Source organism: Pseudomonas sp. B14(2022) (assembly GCF_012030485.1).
In the GTDB taxonomy this organism is placed as follows: domain Bacteria; phylum Pseudomonadota; class Gammaproteobacteria; order Pseudomonadales; family Pseudomonadaceae; genus Aquipseudomonas.
This window is the reverse complement of sequence record NZ_JAAUVM010000004.1, coordinates 1-18992: the sequence shown is the minus strand read 5'-3', so window position 1 is coordinate 18992 and position 18992 is coordinate 1. Positions and strand designations below refer to the sequence as shown.

Annotated in this window: 14 protein-coding genes and 1 pseudogene; 10 read left to right on the top strand and 5 right to left on the bottom strand. The window is 63.1% G+C overall.

The window, feature by feature from the left end; all coding sequences use genetic code 11:
• Positions 1-30: 30 nt before the first annotated feature.
• The 5 genes from HCF10_RS07865 (at position 31) to HCF10_RS07845 (ending at position 4638) form a co-directional block, all read left to right on the top strand.
• The gene (locus HCF10_RS07865) at positions 31-912 is read left to right on the top strand and encodes an amidohydrolase family protein (protein ID WP_167655200.1); all 882 of its coding nucleotides are present in this window, start codon (positions 31-33) and stop codon (positions 910-912) included.
• Complete coding sequence (rhaM, locus tag HCF10_RS07860; protein ID WP_205885575.1) at positions 912-1232, top strand: L-rhamnose mutarotase; 321 nt, start codon at positions 912-914, stop codon at positions 1230-1232. Before HCF10_RS07865 ends, rhaM begins: the two co-directional genes overlap by 1 nt.
• A gap of 40 nt (positions 1233-1272) precedes the next feature.
• Positions 1273-2331 carry an L-rhamnose/proton symporter RhaT gene (gene rhaT / locus HCF10_RS07855; RefSeq protein ID WP_090404933.1) on the top strand — a complete coding sequence of 353 codons (1059 nt, stop codon included), beginning with the start codon at positions 1273-1275 and terminating at the stop codon, positions 2329-2331.
• 28 nt (positions 2332-2359) lie between these two features.
• On the top strand, positions 2360-3130 hold the full coding sequence (locus HCF10_RS07850) for an SDR family NAD(P)-dependent oxidoreductase (protein WP_131696516.1): 771 nt from the start codon (positions 2360-2362) through the stop codon (positions 3128-3130).
• A gap of 185 nt (positions 3131-3315) precedes the next feature.
• Positions 3316-4638 carry a carbohydrate porin gene (locus HCF10_RS07845; RefSeq protein WP_092489224.1) on the top strand — a complete coding sequence of 441 codons (1323 nt, stop codon included), beginning with the start codon at positions 3316-3318 and terminating at the stop codon, positions 4636-4638.
• On the opposite strand, the gene HCF10_RS07840 is transcribed toward HCF10_RS07845, so the two are convergent.
• From HCF10_RS07840 to HCF10_RS07830, 3 genes are all read right to left on the bottom strand, one after another.
• Positions 4635-5249, bottom strand: coding sequence for an LpxA family transferase (locus HCF10_RS07840; RefSeq protein ID WP_145338815.1), 615 nt, complete (start codon positions 5247-5249; stop codon positions 4635-4637). The genes HCF10_RS07845 and HCF10_RS07840 overlap by 4 nt on opposite strands.
• 90 nt (positions 5250-5339) lie before the next feature.
• A complete protein-coding gene (locus HCF10_RS07835; protein WP_167655199.1) occupies positions 5340-6785 on the bottom strand; it encodes a mechanosensitive ion channel domain-containing protein in 1446 nt (481 codons plus the stop codon).
• Positions 6786-7067: 282 nt separating this feature from the next.
• Entirely contained in the window at positions 7068-7934 is an 867-nt protein-coding gene (locus HCF10_RS07830) for a pirin family protein (RefSeq protein WP_145338813.1), read from the bottom strand.
• Between the two features lie 178 nt (positions 7935-8112).
• Here HCF10_RS07830 and HCF10_RS07825 point away from each other — a divergent pair, with 178 nt between their 5' ends.
• Positions 8113-8856 carry a response regulator gene (locus tag HCF10_RS07825; protein WP_131696520.1) on the top strand — a complete coding sequence of 248 codons (744 nt, stop codon included), beginning with the start codon at positions 8113-8115 and terminating at the stop codon, positions 8854-8856.
• Between the two features lie 20 nt (positions 8857-8876).
• Complete coding sequence (locus HCF10_RS07820) at positions 8877-10196, top strand: ATP-binding protein (RefSeq protein WP_167655384.1); 1320 nt, start codon at positions 8877-8879, stop codon at positions 10194-10196.
• Here HCF10_RS07820 and HCF10_RS07815 read toward each other — a convergent pair.
• Positions 10193-12133: a TonB-dependent receptor domain-containing protein gene (locus HCF10_RS07815; protein WP_167655198.1), complete on the bottom strand. Its 1941-nt coding sequence runs from the start codon at positions 12131-12133 to the stop codon at positions 10193-10195. The two genes, HCF10_RS07820 and HCF10_RS07815, sit on opposite strands and share 4 nt — an antisense overlap.
• 78 nt (positions 12134-12211) lie before the next feature.
• Positions 12212-13417 (bottom strand): multidrug effflux MFS transporter, encoded by a 1206-nt coding sequence (locus HCF10_RS07810; RefSeq protein WP_131696523.1) that lies wholly within the window; start codon positions 13415-13417, stop codon positions 12212-12214.
• A gap of 100 nt (positions 13418-13517) precedes the next feature.
• On the opposite strand from HCF10_RS07810, the gene HCF10_RS07805 reads away from it, so the two are divergent.
• The 3 genes and pseudogenes from HCF10_RS07805 to HCF10_RS07795 form a co-directional block, all read left to right on the top strand.
• Entirely contained in the window at positions 13518-14624 is a 1107-nt protein-coding gene (locus HCF10_RS07805) for an efflux RND transporter periplasmic adaptor subunit (protein WP_167655197.1), read from the top strand.
• Between the two features lie 2 nt (positions 14625-14626).
• A complete protein-coding gene (locus tag HCF10_RS07800) occupies positions 14627-17710 on the top strand; it encodes an efflux RND transporter permease subunit (RefSeq protein ID WP_167655196.1) in 3084 nt (1027 codons plus the stop codon).
• Positions 17711-17820: 110 nt separating this feature from the next.
• Positions 17821-18992: pseudogene (locus tag HCF10_RS07795) on the top strand (type IV secretion protein Rhs); the annotation flags it as partial.

Genomic DNA, 18992 nt, shown 5'->3' with positions numbered 1-18992 from the left:
TTCCTGACAAAATCCCACAAGGATTGCGCGATGCCCCTGACGCCTTATAGCGGCCCCATCATCGACAGCCACCTGCACCTGTTCGACCCACGTCGCCCCCAGGGCATCCCGTGGCCCGAGCCGGGCAATCGGCTGTACGCCGCCCATTTACCTGCCGACTACTGGGCCCTGGCCGGCCCACACAATGTGATCGGCGCAATTGCCGTGGAAGCCAGCCCATGGCGCGACGACAACCGCTGGCTGCTGCACACCCTGCGCCGCGAGCCGCGCATGCTCGGTTTTGTCGGCAACCTGGACCCGCTGCACGCCGACTTCGCCACCGACCTCGAGGCCCTGGCGTATGAGCCGCTGTTCCTCGGCCTGCGCTACGGCAACCTGTGGGACCGCGACCTGCTGCACGACCAGACCCGCCCGGGGTTTATCGACGGCCTGCGCCAACTCGCCGCCACCGGCCGCAGCCTGGACAGCGCCAACCCGAACCCGCGCTTGCTCAAAGGCCTGCTGCAGCTGAGCGAGGCATTGCCACAGTTGCGCATCATCGTCGACCACCTGCCCAACGCCCAGGTACTCCTGGGTGAGGAGGCGGCGTACCACGCCGACCTGCTGCGCCTGGCCGAGCGCCCGAATGTGTTCGCCAAGCTGGCGGAAATTCCCCAGCTTGGGGCGCAGGGCTTGATCACCGACACTGCGTTTTACCACGACCGCCTGGCCGTGCTGTGGGAGGCCTTTGGCGAAGAGCGCTGCTTCTTCGGCAGCGACTGGCCCAACAGCGATCACCTGGCGGATTTCGCCACCACCCTGGGGCTCGTCAAACGCTGCATGGCCGACAAACCTGAAACCGTGCAGGCCAAGTTTTTCCTGCATAACGCCGTGCGTATCTACACGCCCACGCCACCCCATGGAGCGCTGTAATGCAGACCCGCGCTTTTCGCATGCACCTCAACCCGGGCCAGGCTGATGAATATCGCCGGCGTCACGACGAGATCTGGCCGGAACTGGCCCAGGCCCTGCTCGACGCGGGCGTAGTGGATTACCGGATTTTCCTCGATAAGGCGGCCAATGCGCTGTTCGCCGTGCTCACCCACGAAGACACCCACGGCCTGGATGAACTGCCCGGCACCGCACTGATGCAACGCTGGTGGCGCCATATGCAGGACATCATGCCCAGCCATGGAGACGGCTCGCCGGTCAGTGTCGACCTGCTGCCGATGTTCCAGCTGAGCCGCCCTTGAATTAACCGACCCACAACAACAATAAAAAGGATTCGACCACGTGGAAATCATTCTCCTCGGTGTGATTCTGCACTTTATCGGCGGCTTCGCTTCCGGCAGTTTCTACATCCCCTACAAGAAGGTGCGCGGCTGGGCCTGGGAAAGCTACTGGATCACCGGCGGCCTGGTGTCCTGGCTGATCGTGCCGCTGATCGCCGCCCAACTGACGGTGCCAGGCTGGGTGGAAATCCTGCGCAATGCCGACACCGGCACCCTGCTCTGGACCTACCTGTTCGGTGTGCTGTGGGGCATCGGCGGCCTGACCTTCGGCCTGACTATGCGTTACCTGGGCCTGTCCTTAGGCATGTCGCTGATCATGGGCCTCACCTCGGCCCTCGGCGCCTTGATGCCGGCGCTGTACCGCGACCTGTTCACCCAGGACACCGAAGGTACCCTGACCTCGATGCTGGCCTCACAAGGCGGGCATTGGGTGCTCTGGGGCGTGGCGGTATCGCTGATCGGCATCGCGGTGTGCGGCAAGGCCGGGCTGATCAAGGAACGGGAAGTGTCCGCAGCGGTGAAGTTCGCCAGCGTCAGCGAATTCGCCCTGGGCAAGGGCATGCTGGTGGCGGTGATTTCCGGCGTGCTGAGTGCCTGTTTCAGCTACGGCATTTCCGCCGGTCGCCCACTGGCGGCGGCAGCGGTGGAACATGGCGCTAACAGCCTGTTCCAGAACAACGTGACCTTCATGGTGATCATGTGGGGCGGCCTGACCACCAACGGCATCTGGTGCCTGTGGCTGAACTGGCGCAACCGCACCTTCCATAACTACACCGACCGCAGCACCCCGCTGCTGGGCAACTACCTGTTGGTGGCCATTGCCGGCACGCTGTGGTTCCTGCAGTTCTTTTTCTACGGCATGGGCGAAAGCCGCCTGCAGAACGACGCCAGTTCCTGGGTGCTGCACATGTCATTCATCATCATCGTGTCCAACTGCTGGGGCCTGTATTTCCGCGAATGGCACGGCACCAGCGCGGCCAACAAGGGCGTGCTGGTGGCGGGCATCGCGGTGATCCTCGGCGCTATCGCCATGGTCGGCTACGGCAATTACCTCGGCTGACGCCGCTTGATTTTCTAGGAGTATTTTTATGTTGCTTGCAGACAAAACCGTGATCATCACCGGCGCCTCCCGTGGCATCGGACGCGCCGCAGCCCGTGAGTGTGCCCGCCAGGGTGCCCGCGTGGTGATCGGCCACAGCGGCAGCGGCCAAGGCACCGAGGCTGCGCATTCATTGATCGAAGAGATCAAGGCCTTTGGCGGCCAAGCCATCGAAGTGGGCGGCGATGCGGCCGACCCGGACACCGGCGACACGCTGGTGGCCGGCGCAGTACAGGCCTTCGGCAGCGTCGACGTGTTCGTCAACAATGCCGGCATCTGCCCGTTCCACTCGTTCCTCGACATGCCCCGCGAGGTCTACCTGAAAACCGTCAACACCAACCTCAACGGCGCCTACTTCGCCGTGCAGGCGGCGGCCAACCAGATGAAAAACCAGGGCCGTGGCGGCGCGATCATCGCCGTCAGTTCCATCAGTGCGCTGGTGGGCGGCGGCATGCAAACCCACTACACGCCGACCAAGGCCGGCCTGCATTCGTTGATGCAATCCTGCGCGATTGCCTTGGGCCCGTATGGGATCCGCTGCAACTCGGTGCTGCCGGGCACCATCGCCACCGACATCAACAAGGAAGACCTGGCCGACGAAGAAAAACTTGCTTACATGACCTCGCGCACGCCCCTGGGCCGCCTGGGCGAGCCGGACGATGTGGCCGGGCCGATCGTGTTCCTCGCCTCGGACATGGCGCGCTATGTGACCGGTGCGTCGTTGCTCGTCGATGGCGGCCTCTACGTAAACCTGCAGTAACCCCGCGCCCTAACAAACACCACACTTCCACTGTGGGAGGGGGCTTACCCCGATAGCGGAGTGTCAGTCGGTACATTAGTGACTGATACACCGCCATCGGGGGCAAGCCCTCTCCCACAAGGGATCTCTGTGTGCCTGAAGTTTGTGTTGTACCTAATAAAAACAACAATTCCAGGAGTACTTCCATGCGCACCACCCTCCCCCTGGCCCTGCTCTGCAGCGCCATGTCCACCTGTGCCTTCAGTGCGGGCCTGCTCGACCCCAACTCCCCGGCCATGCTCGGCGATTGGAACGGCCTGCGCCCCCAACTGGCCGAACAAGGCTACGACTTCACCCTCAAGTATGTCGGCGAAGTCGGTGCCAACCTCGGCGGCGGCTACAACTCGCACACCACCGCGCGCTGGAGCGACCAGTTGATCCTGGGCGTCAACATGGACCTGCAAAAACTCCTCGGTTGGCAGGATGCGACCTTTCGCATCGGCATCGGTGAGCGCCATGGCAAGGACATCACCAACGACCGCGTGCACCAGCCCAACGCCACCGGCCTGACCTCCACCATGGAAGTCTTCGGCGGCGGTAATGCCTGGCGGCTCTCGCAGTTCTGGTACGAGCAGAAGTTCTTCGAGCGCAAGTTCGCCCTGAAACTGGGGCGCTTCGGCCATGGCGAAGACTTCGACCAGTTCCCCTGCGAGTTCCAGAACGTCACCCTGTGCGGTTCCCAGGAGGGCAACTGGAACGGCGTGTGGAACAGCTTTCCGATCAGCCAGTGGGCGGTGCGGGCCAAGTACCAGTTCACCGATGAGTTCGCCATGCAGGTCGGCGCCTACGACAAGAACCCCGGCAACGCCGAAGCCAGCAATGGTTTCAAGCCGTTTATCAGCGGTTCCCAGGGCACCAGCTTCCCCATCGAGGCCATCTGGAAAGGCCAGCTCGCCGGGCTGAATTCCGAGTACCACGCCGGTTACTACTACGCCAACGCCGACACCAAGGACATGCTCAAGGACGCCGACGGCAACTACGCCGCCAGCTCACGAAAGCCCTATCGGATGTATTCCAGCAACAGCGGCTGGTGGCTGTCAGGCCAGCAGCAATTAACCACGGTCGACGGCAACGCCAGGCGCGGGCTCAACGTGTTCGCGAACCTGACGGTGAATGACCCGGACAAAAGCGTGATCAAGCACCTGATCCAGGTCGGCCTGATCTACCGTGGCCCCTTCGATTCACGCCCGGACGACACCTTCGGCCTCGGCGCATCGAAGTTGCAGGTCAGCGACCGCTATACCCGCAATACGCAGATGCTCAACGGCGCCAATGGCGTGACCGACATCGATGACCCGCTATACGTGCCCGAGCAGCGCCGCGAGTACAGCTACGAGATCAACTATGGCGTGCAGGCGACGAAATGGCTGATGGTGCGGCCTAACCTGCAATACGTGAAATACCCCGGCGGGCTTACGCAAACCACGGGCGCAGTGGTCGGCGGCGTGCAATTTATCGCCGACTTCTAGCCGTTCTCTGCATCAAACACCTGTCCGCGTCCCACGACGCTGGCAGGTACCAGAACCGCCCCCGGCGCCAATACCGCATTGGCGCCAACCCGGCATTGATCCCCCAGCAACGCGCCAAACTTGTCGCAGCCGGTGCGCTGCAATACCCCGTCAACCCGCACCAGCACGTCCTTGTCGTCCCGCTCGTTGCGGTAGTTGGCGACGATACTCCCCGCCTCAAGGTTGACCCCATGGCCCAGCACTGAATCACCGACAAAGTTGAAGTGGGCCAGCTTGCTGCCGCTGAACATGAAGGTGGTTTTCAGTTCGGCGCCGGGGCCGATGATGCAGTGCTCATCCACCCAGCACCCACCGCGCAGCAGTGAGCCGCTGGCGATAAAGCAATGGGCGCCGATGATCAGGGGCGGCTTGAGCAAGGCACCGGGTTCGACGATAGCGGTACGGTGGATGGCGACTTCGTCGTTCACGCTGTAGTCGTCGGCCGGCAGGTCGGCGAGCATCTGGCGAACAACGGCCGGCGCCTGGGCGACCAGGGCCCAGGGCGCCAAGCCGGCCCACGGGGCAAGAGGGGATTGAGCAAGGTTGGCGATGTAGTCGGTGAGTCGAATCAAGGTCGAGCCCTCACGTGGTCAGAGACAGTCAAGAAAACCCGCATTGGCGATCATTCGACATCGAGTACAGCACTTTCAGGCCCTTGCCTCTCACAGGCCGCGCTTGCGCAGCCACTGCAAAAAGCCCTTCTTCACCGGCACCACCGGCGCCTCCTGGGTCAGGACCTGGGCGGCATGCAGGCGGAATTCCAACAGTGCCTTCATCGCCTCGCTAATGTCGTGGCGCGCATCCAGGCACGGTTTCAGGTATTCGTTCTCGATGCGGTACAACGTGCAGAAGGTCTTGGCGGAAAAGTCCGCCAGCACGGCCTGATCGGACAAGATCCCGGCCTCGCCAATCACTTCTCCCGGCCCCATGCGCCCGGCTTCGAATACATGGCCGCCCTTGGTCAACATCACCGAGACCACGCCGGACTCGACGATAAACAAATGATCGCTGACCTCCCCCGCCGGCAGGATCATCTCGCCGGCGCGGTAGGTGTGCAGGGTCATGTTCTGGCTGAAGGTGTCTTTCTCTTCCTGGCGCAAGGTGGAGAAAATCGACGAACGCTCCAGCAACGCCCGCGCGGCAGACATGGCCGGTGGCGCGCTGCTTTCGGTGGCGGACAGCACGCCCACGCCCGCTGCTTGCAGGTGCCGGAACGCCAGGTCATAGAGCTGGTTGCGCACCTCGCGCTTGAGGGCCATAGCCGGCACGAACCCGCTGATTTCATACTCCACGCCGCCACTGGCGGAAGTCTTGAATGCCACGCTCGGCGCGGGTTTGGCCAACAGTGGCCGGCAGCCCTGCATCGCACGTTCCAGTGCTTCGATCACGGTTTGCGGACGCGCATGGGGGCTGACTTGCAGGCTGACCGTCAGGCCGAACATGTCCGCCGGGCGCGAAAAGTTGATGATCTTGGCCTTGGCCGCGAGGGAGTTGGGGATCACCGCCAGGCTGCCCTGGGAGGTTTGCAGGCGTGTGGCACGCCAGTCGATGTCGGTGACCCGCCCTTCGGTGCCGTCGATGGAGATCCAGTCGTCGATCTGATAAGGCTTGGTGGTGTTGAGCACGATCCCGGAAAACACATCGCTCAGGGTACTTTGCAACGCCAGGCCAACGATGATCGCCACCGCGCCGGAGGTGGCCAGCACGCCCTTGACCGGCAGGTCGAGCACATAGGCCATGGCGGCGATGATCGCGATGAGGAAAATCACCGCGCCCATCAGGTCCTGCAACAACCGCCCGGTGTGACCCACCCGCTGCATCATCACCGTGCCCAGCAACACCGTCAGCGTGCGCGCCGCAAACAGCCACCAGCCGATCTGCAGGGCCGTGGCGGCCAGGTGCAAGGCGGTGTTGTCGGTATAGGGCGCAAGTTGCATGGGGTTCATGCCGTCGTTGAACAGCACGGCACTGAACACGGCAAAAATCGCCAACCGCGCAGCCAGCTTCCAATTGGCCAGGTCGGCAGAGATCAGGCGCCACACGGCGATGTCGATAAAGATCAGCGCCACGGCGCACAGCATCGGGTGATCAGCGATAAATGAGGGCATCCAGGCGACTCCAGGGCGAATGACGGGAAGATCGCATGAAATAGAGATTGCGCAAACAAAATGTCTTGCTGCGCAATGGTGGTGAACGGGCTTGTTGTGGCGAGCGGGCTTGCCCCGCGTTGGGGCGCGAAGCGGCCCTGAAACCATCCGCTTCGGAATGTCTGGAAAACCGCGTCGCGTTTATTGGGGCTGCTGCGCAGCCCAACGCGGGGCAAGCCCGCTCGCCACAACAAGCCCGTTCGTCACATAAAATCCGCCCCCACAGGTTTTTAGGGTGAACCGTCAGGCGTCCATCCGCCCAAACTTACCCGATTGGAAATCCACAAACGCCTGATGAATCTCCTGCTCGGTATTCATCACAAACGGTCCATGCCCGACGATAGGCTCGTCAATCGGTTCGCCGCTGAGCAGCAGGACCTTGGCATCGTCGTTGGCCTCCAGGCTGAGTTGGCGGCCGTCGCGCTCGAATAACGCCAGTTGGCCTTGGCGTGCGACTTCTTCGCCGTTGACCAGCACCGTGCCGCGCAGGATCACCAGGGCGGTGTTGCGCCCGACGTGCAGGTCCAGGGTGACGGGCTTGCCGGCGTTGAGGCGCAGGTCCCACACGTCGATCGGCGTGAAGGTGCGCGCCGGTCCTTGGGTGCCGGCGAATTCACCGGCGATCAGGCGCAGGTGGCCGGCGTCATTGGCCAAGGGCAGCACGGGAATATCGCCGTCGACGATGGTCTGGTAACCCGCGTCGGCCATTTTGTCCTTGGCGGGCAGGTTGACCCACAGTTGCACCATCTCCATCACGCCGCCGCTGCGGGCGAAGGCTGCGGAGTGGAACTCCTCGTGGAGGATGCCCTTGGCGGCAGTCATCCATTGCACGTCACCCGGGCCGATGGTTCCGCCAGCGCCGGTGGAATCGCGGTGTTCGACTTCGCCGTCGTAGACGATGGTCACGGTTTCAAAGCCGCGATGGGGGTGCTGGCCTACCCCGCGACGCTGGTCTGTCGGGGTGAAATCGGCCGGGCCGGCGTGGTCCAGGAGCAGGAATGGGCTGATGTGCTTGCCCATCGAGTCGTAGGAAAACAGCGTACGCACGGGGAAGCCGTCGCCGACCCAGTGGGCGCGTGGGCTGGTGTAGATGCCGATGAGTTTTTTCATGGTGGTCCTCCAAAGTGCATACACCTTAAAACTCGCAGCAATTCGGCGCTAGACGGTAAAAACAACCTTAATCGTCCTACTGGCAGAACGATTTAAGGCAGCATCCTCACAAAACAGCGTTAATGATAATGACTCGTAGTAATATCCGCCCTCTCCCGCTCAACCCTCGAGGGCTGCAATGCCGTTTGCCCCTGCGCCTGCCGCACCGCGCGTACTGGTGGTGGATGACCACCGCAAGATTCGTGAACCCCTGGCCACGTACCTGCGACGTCACACCTTTGAGGTGCGCACCGCTGAAGACGCGGCCGGCATGTGGCAATTGCTCAAGACCCAGGCGTTCGATGTGGTGGTGCTCGACGTGCTGCTGCCCGATGGCGATGGCTTTGAGTTGTGCAACCAGTTGCATCGGCGCAGCAACACCCCGGTGATCCTGCTGACCGCCCGCGACACTGCCGCCGACCGCATACGCGGCCTGGACCTGGGCGCCGACGATTACGTCACCAAGCCCTTCGAACCCCGGGAGCTGGTGGCGCGTATCAACAGCGTGCTCCGCCGTCAGGGCCGCGCCACCGGCCCCACCGCGCCCAGCACTGGCGCACGGGCCTATCAGTTCTCCGGTTGGCACTTCAGCGTGACCAGCGCCACCTTACGCCGCGATGCCCACCCCGACATCCAACTCAGCACCGCTGAAAGCCGGTTGCTGCAGGTGTTCCTCGCCCATCCCAATACCCTACTGCCCCGCGAACGCCTGATCGACCTCACCGCCGCCGCCGACAGCGATGTCAGCGACCGCGCCATCGACCGGCAAGTCAGCCGCCTGCGCCGCAAGCTGGCCCAGGGCGATGCCACCCCGGAACTGTTGCGCACCATCTGGGGCGGCGGCTATCTATTGGCGGCCGAGGTCAGCGAATGCACACCTTGAGCCGGCTGTGGCCGCACAGCCTGGCACGTCAGTTGAGCCTGTTGTTGTTGCTGGCATTGCTGGCGTCGAACGCAATAGCGATGTTGTTTCTGCAACGCACCGGCAGCCTGATCCACCCGCTGTCGCGCAGTTTCAGCCTGGAACGCCTGGGGATTGCACATCACACGGCAATCGACCTGAGCCCGAATGAAACCGAGCACCTGCTGGCCGGCATGAGCACCGACGACACACGCTTCTGGATCGCCCCCACGCCGGAGGTGGCGCCGTTTGCACACCGCCCGGAAGAACAGCGCCTGGCCAACGAGCTGCGCCGCCAATTACAGCTGGATAACGCCGCCGCCATCGGTATGCAGTTGGAACGCATCAGCGGCGCCGACGCCCGCACCCATGTGTTCAGCCCCGCCGGCTGGGCGCCGTTGCGCCTGCGCAGCAGCGTGCCGCTGCCCAACGGTACCTACCTGAATGCCGTGCAATACCCCGCCGGCGCCTATGAATGGGGCCGCGTCCTGGCCTACAGCCTGCCGGTGACGACCCTGCCGGTGCTGCTGATCGTGATGTTTTTCATTGCTCGCGTGGTGCGCCCGATCAAGACCCTGGCCCAGGCCACCGAGCGCGTCAGCCGCGGTGAATGGATCGCGCCGCTGCCGGAAACCGGCCCACAGGAAGCCCGCGACCTCACTGCCGCCTTCAACACCATGCAGGTCAACCTCGCCCGGCATGTCGAAGGCCGCACGCGGATGCTCGCAGCGGTCAGCCATGACTTGAATACGCCGATCACCGAACTGCGCCTGCAAGTGGAGTTGCTGGAGCCTGGCGCAGCCCGCGATGACATGCTCGAAAGCCTCGGGGAATTGAGTGCGATGGTACGAGAAACCCTGAATTTCGTGCGCGACGACGCGGTGCAGGAAGCGACTGCCACGCTTTCGTCGAGCGACCTGCTGGATGACCTGGCCAAGCGTTACCAACGCCTGCGACAGCCCGTCACCTGGGCCGGCGCACCACCGTTACTGCTGACCTGCCGCCCGCTGGCGCTCAAGCGCGCACTGACCAACCTGATCGACAACGCCCTGCGCCACGCCGGCGATGCCGACCTGAGCCTGGTTCGCGAGGACAACGGCTGGCTGCGCATCGAGATTCTCGACCACGGCCAAGGTCTACCCGAAGCTTGGTTGAGCAAAGTCTTCGAGCCCTTCGTACAACGGGGTGTCAGTGACGGCGGCGTGGGGCTGGGCCTGGCGATCGCACGGTCGTGCATCCAGGCCCATGGCGGTGAACTGGTCTTGGAAAATCGCCCACCGGCCGGCCTGTGCGCGGTGGTGCGATTGCCCACCGCGCTCTAGAAGTTGAGCGTGGCGCCCATCCACAGGGTGCGGCCGTAGTTCACCGTGCCGTAGGTTTCATCGTCCAGGCGCTTGTCGGTGAGGTTGTTGAGGGAGACGTTGAGGGTCAACGAATCGCTCACGTCATAGGAGCCGCCCAGGTCGGCGGTGGTGTAGCCCGGCGCCGGTTCGTCGGTGGTAAGGGTGTTGCCGGTTTCCTCGCCGTAGTAGCTCAGCGAGGCCCAGGCCTGGGTGCGATCGTTGATGGTCCATTCGGTGCGCACATTGGCTTTTTGCTCAGGTGTGAGGGCCAGGGGCGCGCCTTTGTTGGCTCCGCTTTTCTGTTCGGAGTCGGTGTAGGTGTAGTTGGCCTTGAGCAGCACGCTGGGGTTGATGTCCCATTGGCCATTGAGCTCAACGCCCTGGATGATCGCCTTGTCGACGTTGACCCGGTCCATGATGGTGTAGCCGTTCCAGCGCCGGTCGGTGGTGACGGTGGAGAGCTTGTCCTGGAAGTCGTTGTAGAACAGCGTCACGCCGCCGGACAGGTTGTCGCGGTTGCTCCACAACGCCGAGACTTCATAGTTGGTGCTGGTCTCGGGCTTGAGGTCCGGGTTGCCGAACATCACGAAGCGGTTGCGGCGCAGGTAAGCATAGTCCTCAACCACGGCACGCAGCTCCGGCGCCTTGAAACCTCGGGCGATACCGCCCTTGAGCGTCCACTGCTCGGTGGCGCGCCACACGCCGTAGACCCGCGGGCTGAGGTGGGCGCCGTACTCTTCGTGCTCATCCAGGCGCAGGCCGGTGGTCAGCGCGAAGCTGTCGGTCATCGACCACTCGTTTTCCGCGAACAGGGCTTTTTGCACCACCGAGAATTTATAGTCGACGCGGTCACCGAGGCCCTGGTTCCAGTCGGTCAGTTCGCTTTTATTCCATTGCACGCCCACGGTGCTGACGTTATGGGCGGTGGGCACCACCAGCTTGGCGTCGAACACGGTGTTCTTGATCTCGGGTTTGCGCCCGTAGATGTCAGTCTGCGCTGGTGTCGCCTTGCCTTCGCGGCTGGAGGTTTCCTGGGACAGCGCGATGTCCGAGGTGGCCCAGCCCCAGCGGCCCTGGTGCGACAGCGACCAGTGATCGCGGTTGTTTTCCTGCTCGCGGGTGGCCCAGTTGGCGCTCATGCCGTCGCCATTCTTCAAGCGCGTGGCGCCGGCTTCCAACAGGATGTCGTGGTCGAGGGTCGGGGTGAAGGCCAGGCGTGCGGTGAGGTCGCGGTGGTCGGCTTTGCTGAAGCCATTGGTCTGCTCGATGTCGTCGTCGGCCTGGCGATCCAGGTAGCGGCCCCACACCTGCAAACCGAGGAAATCTTCCTTGAGGGGGCCGCTGAGGTAGAACTGGGTCTGGCGTGCATTGCCCTGGTCGCTGTGCTGGCGCGCCGAGTAGTCATACCCGATGGAGCCGCCCCAGGTCGGAGAGACCTTGCGCGTGATCACGTTGATCACCCCGCCGATGGCATCCGAGCCATACAGCGAGGACATCGGCCCGCGCACCACTTCGATACGCTCGATGGCCGCAGCGGGTGGTACAAAGCTCTGTTCGTAGCCACTGTTGCCATTGACCCGCGATTCCCGCGCACTCTGGCGCTTGCCGTCGACCATGATCAGGGTGTAGTCGGCCGGCATGCCACGGATAGAGATGTCGGTTTCATTCGCACCGCCGTTGACCGTCACACCTTCTACGTCCCGTACTGCGTCGCCGAGGTCGCGGTAGGACTTGCGGCGCAGTTCCTCGCCATCGATCACGGTGACCGAGGCCGGCGCGTCTTCCGCGCTTTGCGCAAAACCGGATGCAGTCACCACGACATCATTGAGTTCCAGTGCAACAGGCTCATCCGCGTGGGCATGAAGACTGGCGGCAACCAACAGGGCCAGGGGCGAGAAACGAAAAGCAGGCAGCATGGGCGAAGACCTTCGGATTAGACTCAAAAGAGAATCGTAATCATCCAGCCCCGATAAACTTGGACAAAGTGTGACAACTCAGGCGGCCGCGACCTCTGCGCTACGGCGCTCACGTAACAAATGGAAGGCCACGAAAGCCGTCACGGCAAAACACGCCTGGATCACGATCATCGGCGTGGCACTGCCGTCGCGCAGATGGCTCAGCAACAGGCCACTGCAGGTCGCGCCGAACATCTGCGCAAAACCCATCAAGCCCGCCGCCAAACCGGCGCGGTGAGCGTTGGGCATGACCCCGCCGGTCACAGACCCGGGCAATACCAGGCCGCCGCCGAGGGTCGCCAGCGCAATGGGAATATCCAGGCCCAGCACCGACAGGCCAAACAGCGCATAAATCACCAGCGCGGCAATCCCGCCCATGGCCACCAGCGTCACGCCCATCGCCACAATCCGTTGCGGCCCCAGGCGCTGGATGTTGCGCCGGGTGTAGGTGGAACCGATGATCAGCATCGACACGATCACGCCGAAATTGATGCCGTACTCCAGGCTGCTCAAGCCCAGCAGATTGATATACACCGCCGAGGAACCGGCGATCACTGCGAACATGGCGCCATAGGTGCACGCCAGCGCCACGGCGAACGCGCGGTACTGGCGGCCCTTGAGCAGATCCAGGTATTGCCCGCCGAGGGTGCGCCAGTGTCCGGCCTTGGGGTCGAGAAAGTGATTGCTCTCGCGGAAGAACAGCAGCGCCAGCAGCAACACCACACTGCCAATCGCCAAGGCCAGCAGGATCGGCGCCCGCCAGCCCAGCAGCTTGATCAGCAGACCGCCGACCATCGGTGCGACGACGATGGCGTAAAGCATGCCGATCATGGTCAGCGCCAGCGCCGGCCCCGCGTCGGCCTTCCACACGTCACGCACCACGGTGCGCGCCAGTACCAACGCAGCGCAGGCGCCGAGGCCTTGCACGACGCGAGCGGCAATAAATTGCTGGATGTCATTGACCAGCAGCATCGACAAGGTCGCCAGCACATACAGCAACAGCCCGCCGATCAGCACCGGGCGGCGGCCGATACGGTCCGACAGCGGCCCGAACAGCAGTTGCCCCAGGCCAAAGGCGGCGACAAACGCCGACAGTGCCATCAGCGCCGACCCCGACGGCGCCAGCAGTGCCTGCTCGATCACACCCAAGCCCGGGATGATCAATTGGGTCGAGACTTCACCCAGTGCCGTCAGGGCCACCAGTAAAAACAATAAGCTTCGCGATGGGGCCGGGGCGTTCGACATGGGGATTATCCGGGGCTGGATTTATTTATATTTCGACCATAATATGCGTAAAAAATTATGTCCATAATTTTTTGCCCACTGGTAATCCCCGGAGCCCGACATGATCCCTCTCCCCTCGCGTCTTCTCACGCCCCTGGCCCTGTTGATCCTCCTCAGTGGCTGCAACAGCCAGGCCGACACCGCCGCTGAAGTGCCGCAACCACGTCCGGTACTCGCCGCCAAGGTCGAAGCCGCCGGCACTCAGCAAAGCGCCTACACCGGCGTGGTGGCGGCGCGTACGGAAAGCGACCTGGGCTTCCGGGTCAGCGGCAAGGTCATCGAACGCAAGGTCGACCCCGGTCAGCACGTCTCCCGTGGCGACACCCTGCTGGTGCTGGACATCGGCGACTTCGAGCTGGCCCTGCGCTCGGCGAAAAACCGCGTCAACGCCGCCCAGGCGCAACTGCGCCAACGCCGCGACGATGAAAACCGCTACCAGCGCCTGGCCAGTACCGGCGCGGTGTCGCGGCAGATCTTCGACCAGTCGGCGACTAACCTGCGCGTCGCCGAGGCCGAGCTGGCTGCGGCGCAATCCGATGCCAGCCAGATCGAGAACCGCCGCACTTACTCGGTACTCAAGGCCGACGGCGACGGCACCATCACCGACGTGCGGGTGGACCGCGGCCAAGTGGTCGCCGAAGGGCAAATCGTCGCGCGCCTGGCCCATGACGGCGCCCGCGAAGCCATCGTTAACCTGCCGGAAAACCAGCGTGACCAGGCCGCGCAAAAAGCCCTGGCCTTCCCCTTCGGCGCCCCGGACCAGGCGGTAACGGCCACCTTGCGCGAACTGTCCGCCAGCGCCGACCCCATCACCCGCACCTACCGCGCCCGTTATGTGCTGCACGGTAACGTCGAGCGCTTCGCTCTCGGCTCGACCATCACCGTGCGCCTGCAAGGCAACGGCCAGGCGCAACAAACTCGCGTGCCCATCGGTGCGTTGCACGATTCCGGGCAAGGCACCGGCGTGTGGCTGATCGGCGCGGATAACAAGGTCAGCTTCGCCGCCGTCAAGGTCGCCAGCCTCGGCCAGGAAGACGCCCTGCTCGACAGCGGCGTGAACCCCGGCCAGATCGTCGTCGCCCTCGGCGCGCACCTGTTGCACAGCGGCGATGCGGTGCGCCTGTTGCCCGCCCAGGTGCTGGCCCTCAACCGCAAACAGGACCAATGAGCATGCGCGGCATCAACCTCTCGGAACTGGCGGTCAAGCACCGCGCAGTCACGCTGTTTTTGATCATTGCGATCCTCGCCGCCGGGATCTTCTCGTTCGGCAAACTGGGACGCGCCGAAGACCCGTCGTTTACCGTCAAGGTCATGACCATTACCGCCGCCTGGCCCGGCGCTACTGCCCAGGAGATGCAGGAGCAGGTTGCCGACCGCCTGGAGAAGCGCCTGCAGGAGCTGGACTACTACGACCGCGTCGAGACCATCGCCCAGCCGGGTTTTGTGTCGATGCGCATGACCTACAAGGAGTCCACGCGCCCCAGCGAAATCCAGGAGCTGTTCTACCAGACGCGCAAAAAACTCAGCGATGAAGCCGCGAGGCTGCCCAACGGTGTGATCGGGCCGTTCTTCAACGATGAATATTCCGATGTGTACTTCGCCCTGTACGCCCTGGAGGCCGAGCACTTGCCCCATCGGCAACAGGTGCAGATGGCCGAAGAGTTGCGCCAGGGCCTGCTCAACCTGCCGGGGGTGAAGAAGGTCAATATCCTCGGCGAGCAGGCGCAGCGAATCTTCGTCGAGTTCTCCTATGAGCGCCTGGCGACCCTGGGCATCAAGCCGGACCAGATCTTCAGCGCCCTCGCCGCACAAAACGCCGTGGCGCCGTCTGGCTTCGTGGAAACCGCCGGGGCCCGCGCCTATATCCGTATCGACGGTGCCTTCGACAGTCTGGCGCTGATCGAAAACGTGCCCCTGGAAGTCAACGGTCGCGTGCTGCGCATTGCCGATGTCGCCAGCGTCAGCCGCGGGTATGAAGACCCGCCCAGCTACCGCATCCGCCACCAGGGCGACCCGGCGCTGATGCTCGGCGTGATCATGGAAAAGCACTGGAACGGTCTGGAGCTGGACAAAAGCCTCAAGGCTCAGGAAGCCCGGATCCAGGCGGACCTGCCGTTGGGCGTGAACTTCGCCAAAGTCTCCGACCAGGCGAAAAACATCAGCCTGGCGGTGAATGAATTCATGCTCAAATTCTTCGTCGCCCTCGCGGTGGTGATGCTCATCAGCCTGCTGGCCCTGGGCTTTCGCGTCGGCCTGGTGGTGGCGGCTGCGGTGCCGCTGACCTTGTCGGTGGTGTTCGTGATCATGTTGCTCACCGGGCGTGAGTTCGACCGCATTACCCTGGGCGCACTGATTATTTCCCTGGGTTTGCTGGTGGATGACGCAATCATCGCCATTGAAATGATGGTGGTGAAACTGGAGGAAGGTTTTGACCGGATTCATGCGGCCACCTTCGCCTGGAGCTCCACGGCGGCACCGATGCTCACCGGTACGCTGGTGACGATCATCGGCTTTCTGCCGGTGGGATTTGCACGTTCAGGTGCGGGGGAATACGCCGGCAATATCTTCTGGATCGTCGGCTTTGCACTGATCTCGTCCTGGCTGGTGGCGGTGGTGTTCACGCCGTACCTGGGCGTGAAGTTGCTGCCGCAGATCAAGCCGGTGCCCGGTGGCCACGACGCGATTTATGCCGGGCGCTACTACCAGAAGCTGCGTGATTTAGTCGAAGCCTGCGTACGCAGGCGTTGGCTCGTGACCGGGTTGGTCATCGGCGCCTTTGTACTGTGCGTGCTGGGCATGGCCGTGGTGAAGAAACAGTTCTTCCCCAACTCCGACCGGTCCGAGCTGATTCTTGAGGTGTATATGCCGCCCGGCAGTGCCTTCAAGAGCACCGAGGCGGTTGCGGCGCAGTTGGAAAAAGCGCTGCTGCAAGAGCCGCAGACCAGCATGGTCGACACCTATGTGGGCGGTGGCGCGCCACGCTTCTTCCTGTCGCTGAACCCCGAAATGCCGGACCCGGCGTTTGCCAAACTGATCGTGCAGACGCCGGACTCTCACGTCCGCGACGCCTTGAAGCTGCGCATGCGTGAGCGAATTGCGGCCGGTGAGTTTCCAGCGGCGCGGGTGCGGGTGACACAACTGCTGTTCGGCCCACCGGTGCCCTTCCCGGTGGTGTTCCGCGTATCCGGCCCGAATGTGGATGTGCTGCGCGGCGTGTCCGAGGACGTGCGCAAGGTCGTCGCCGCCAACACGCTGACCAAGGACGCCTTTCTCGATTGGGGCGAACGCACCAGCGGTTATCGCCTGGTGCTGGATCAAGACCGCCTGCGCCTGCTGGGTTTTACCCCCAACGAGGTCAAATCCCAGCTCAACGCCTTGCTCAGCGGCAACCCCATCACCGAAGTGCGTGAGGGCAACCGCACCGTGTCCGTGGTCGCCCGCGCCCAAGGCAACCAGCGCGAGAACCTCGGCAACCTCAACAATATGACCCTGACCAACAGCGCCGGCACGTCGGTGCCCCTGGCCCAGGTCGGGCAGTTCCAGGCGGTGATGGAAGAACCGATCCTCAAGCGCCGCAACCGCGCGAGCACCGTGGAAGTGCGCGCCGACATCATCGACGGCGTGCAACCGCCCGATGTGGAAATGGCCGTGTACAAAGACCTGCAACCGCTGATCGCCAGACTACCGGCCGGTTACCGGATCGACATCGGCGGCCCGGTGGAAGAAAGCGCCAAGGCCAACGTGGCGCTGGCGGCGCTGTTCCCGATCATGATCCTGCTGACCCTCACGGTGATCATGTTCCAGGTGCGTTCCTTCGGCGTGATGTTCATGGTCTTCGCCACCGCGCCGCTGGGCTTGATTGGCGCGGTGCCGACCTTGCTGCTGTTCAACCAGCCGTTCGGGTTCAACGCGATCCTGGGCTTGATCGGGATCGGCGGGATCCTGATGCGCAACACGTTGATCTTTACCGACCAGATTCGCCAGAACCAGGAACACGGCATGGCAATTCGCGAGGCCATCGTCGAGGCCACCGTGCGGCGGGCCAGGCCGGTAATACTGACCGCGCTGGCGGCGGCGCTGGCGTTTATTCCGCTGACGCTGTCGGTGTTCTGGTCGTCCCTGGCGTTCGTGCTGATTGGCGGAGTGCTGGTGGGCACGGTGTTGACGCTGTTGTTCTTGCCGGCGCTGTGCAGCCTGGTGCTGGGGCGGGAGAAGACAAAAGTTGTCGAAACGCCCCACGTAAGCGCCGGATAAGCGCTACTCCCCTGCCCTGAAAACCGCTGCAAAGTCCCTCGCCTGAATACACAGTGCGAGGGATTGCAGATGGTTTTTTTCGTTAAAGCCCCGGTTGAAGGGGCTGTTTCATGATCGAGGTGACCCGCCAAGCCATTGGCTACCTGGTGCTGGCCGCCATGGATTCAAAGACGCGAGACGTCGAATCCGTTCTCAGCGACTTCGGGCGCTGCCTCAATACCTACGAGAACTGGGCGGAAAGCTTCTTTAGCTTTTCGGCCCTGGATGTCGAACAGGTCTTCAAAGTCGGGGATGACGTGGCGCTTGTCGCGCCGATCAACCGCGCCATCATTCCCAGCAGCACCACAGCAACGTGCCAGGCAAACGGCACGTTGACCCTGTTGCATATGTTCCAGAGCGCTCGGTTCGTGCCCATTGGCAATACGCCCGTGATGGTGCAACGCGTCGATCCAGAGGGCGGGCCCCTGGGCGAGCCGATCCACAAGACCATCGGCCCCAGCGGCATTCTTGAAATCAAGGAATGTGATCGCAACCAGCAGTACCGGGTCAGCTTCTACCCCAACGTCTCCAAAGATCATTTCAAGGCGCTGTATGCCTCTTATCAGTCGGTGATTGCCGCACTGGACGGTTGGTTGCGCAGTGAATGGGAGACCACCTTCGAGCCGTTATGGAAGGGTTACTCCGAAGCCAGCTTCCCCAAGCGCTATCTCTCCCTGAATCAAGCCTACGCGCGCGGCTTCGGCGAAGCGCTCTACTCGCTCTGGGACACTGTCAAGCAGCTGTTTCAGTGGCTTGGCGACCCGTTGGCTTATGCCGAACAACTGCTGCACTACCTGTCCCCGGACGAACTTGAAAAGCTGCTGAGCCTCGGCGCCAACACCCTCGCCAAGGGCTTGTTGGTGCTCAGCGACGAGCCGCTGTTGTTCATCCATCTCTCGGCAGCGGTCAGCTGGATGCGCCTGTTGCCGCCGCCCTATATGAACGAGTTGCTCGGGGAAATCAGCGCCGAAGTATTGATCAATTTGCTGCTGTGTCTCGCCACTGCCGGGATGGGGATGGCGGTGCGAATAAGTACCAAGGTGCTGGGCGGCATCAAGTCTCAACGTGCGCGCCGATGGTTGGAGCGCATGGCGGGGCAGTTCGGAAAATCTCCCATGGACGCGCATGCCGAGGCGGTGAAGCCTTTGCTGCTCGGTGGCCCGGCGACAGCGATCAAGACCGTATCGGTTTCGCCGTTGAAGGCTGGGGAGCACGTGGTTTCGAACCCGGTGCCGGCGGTTCG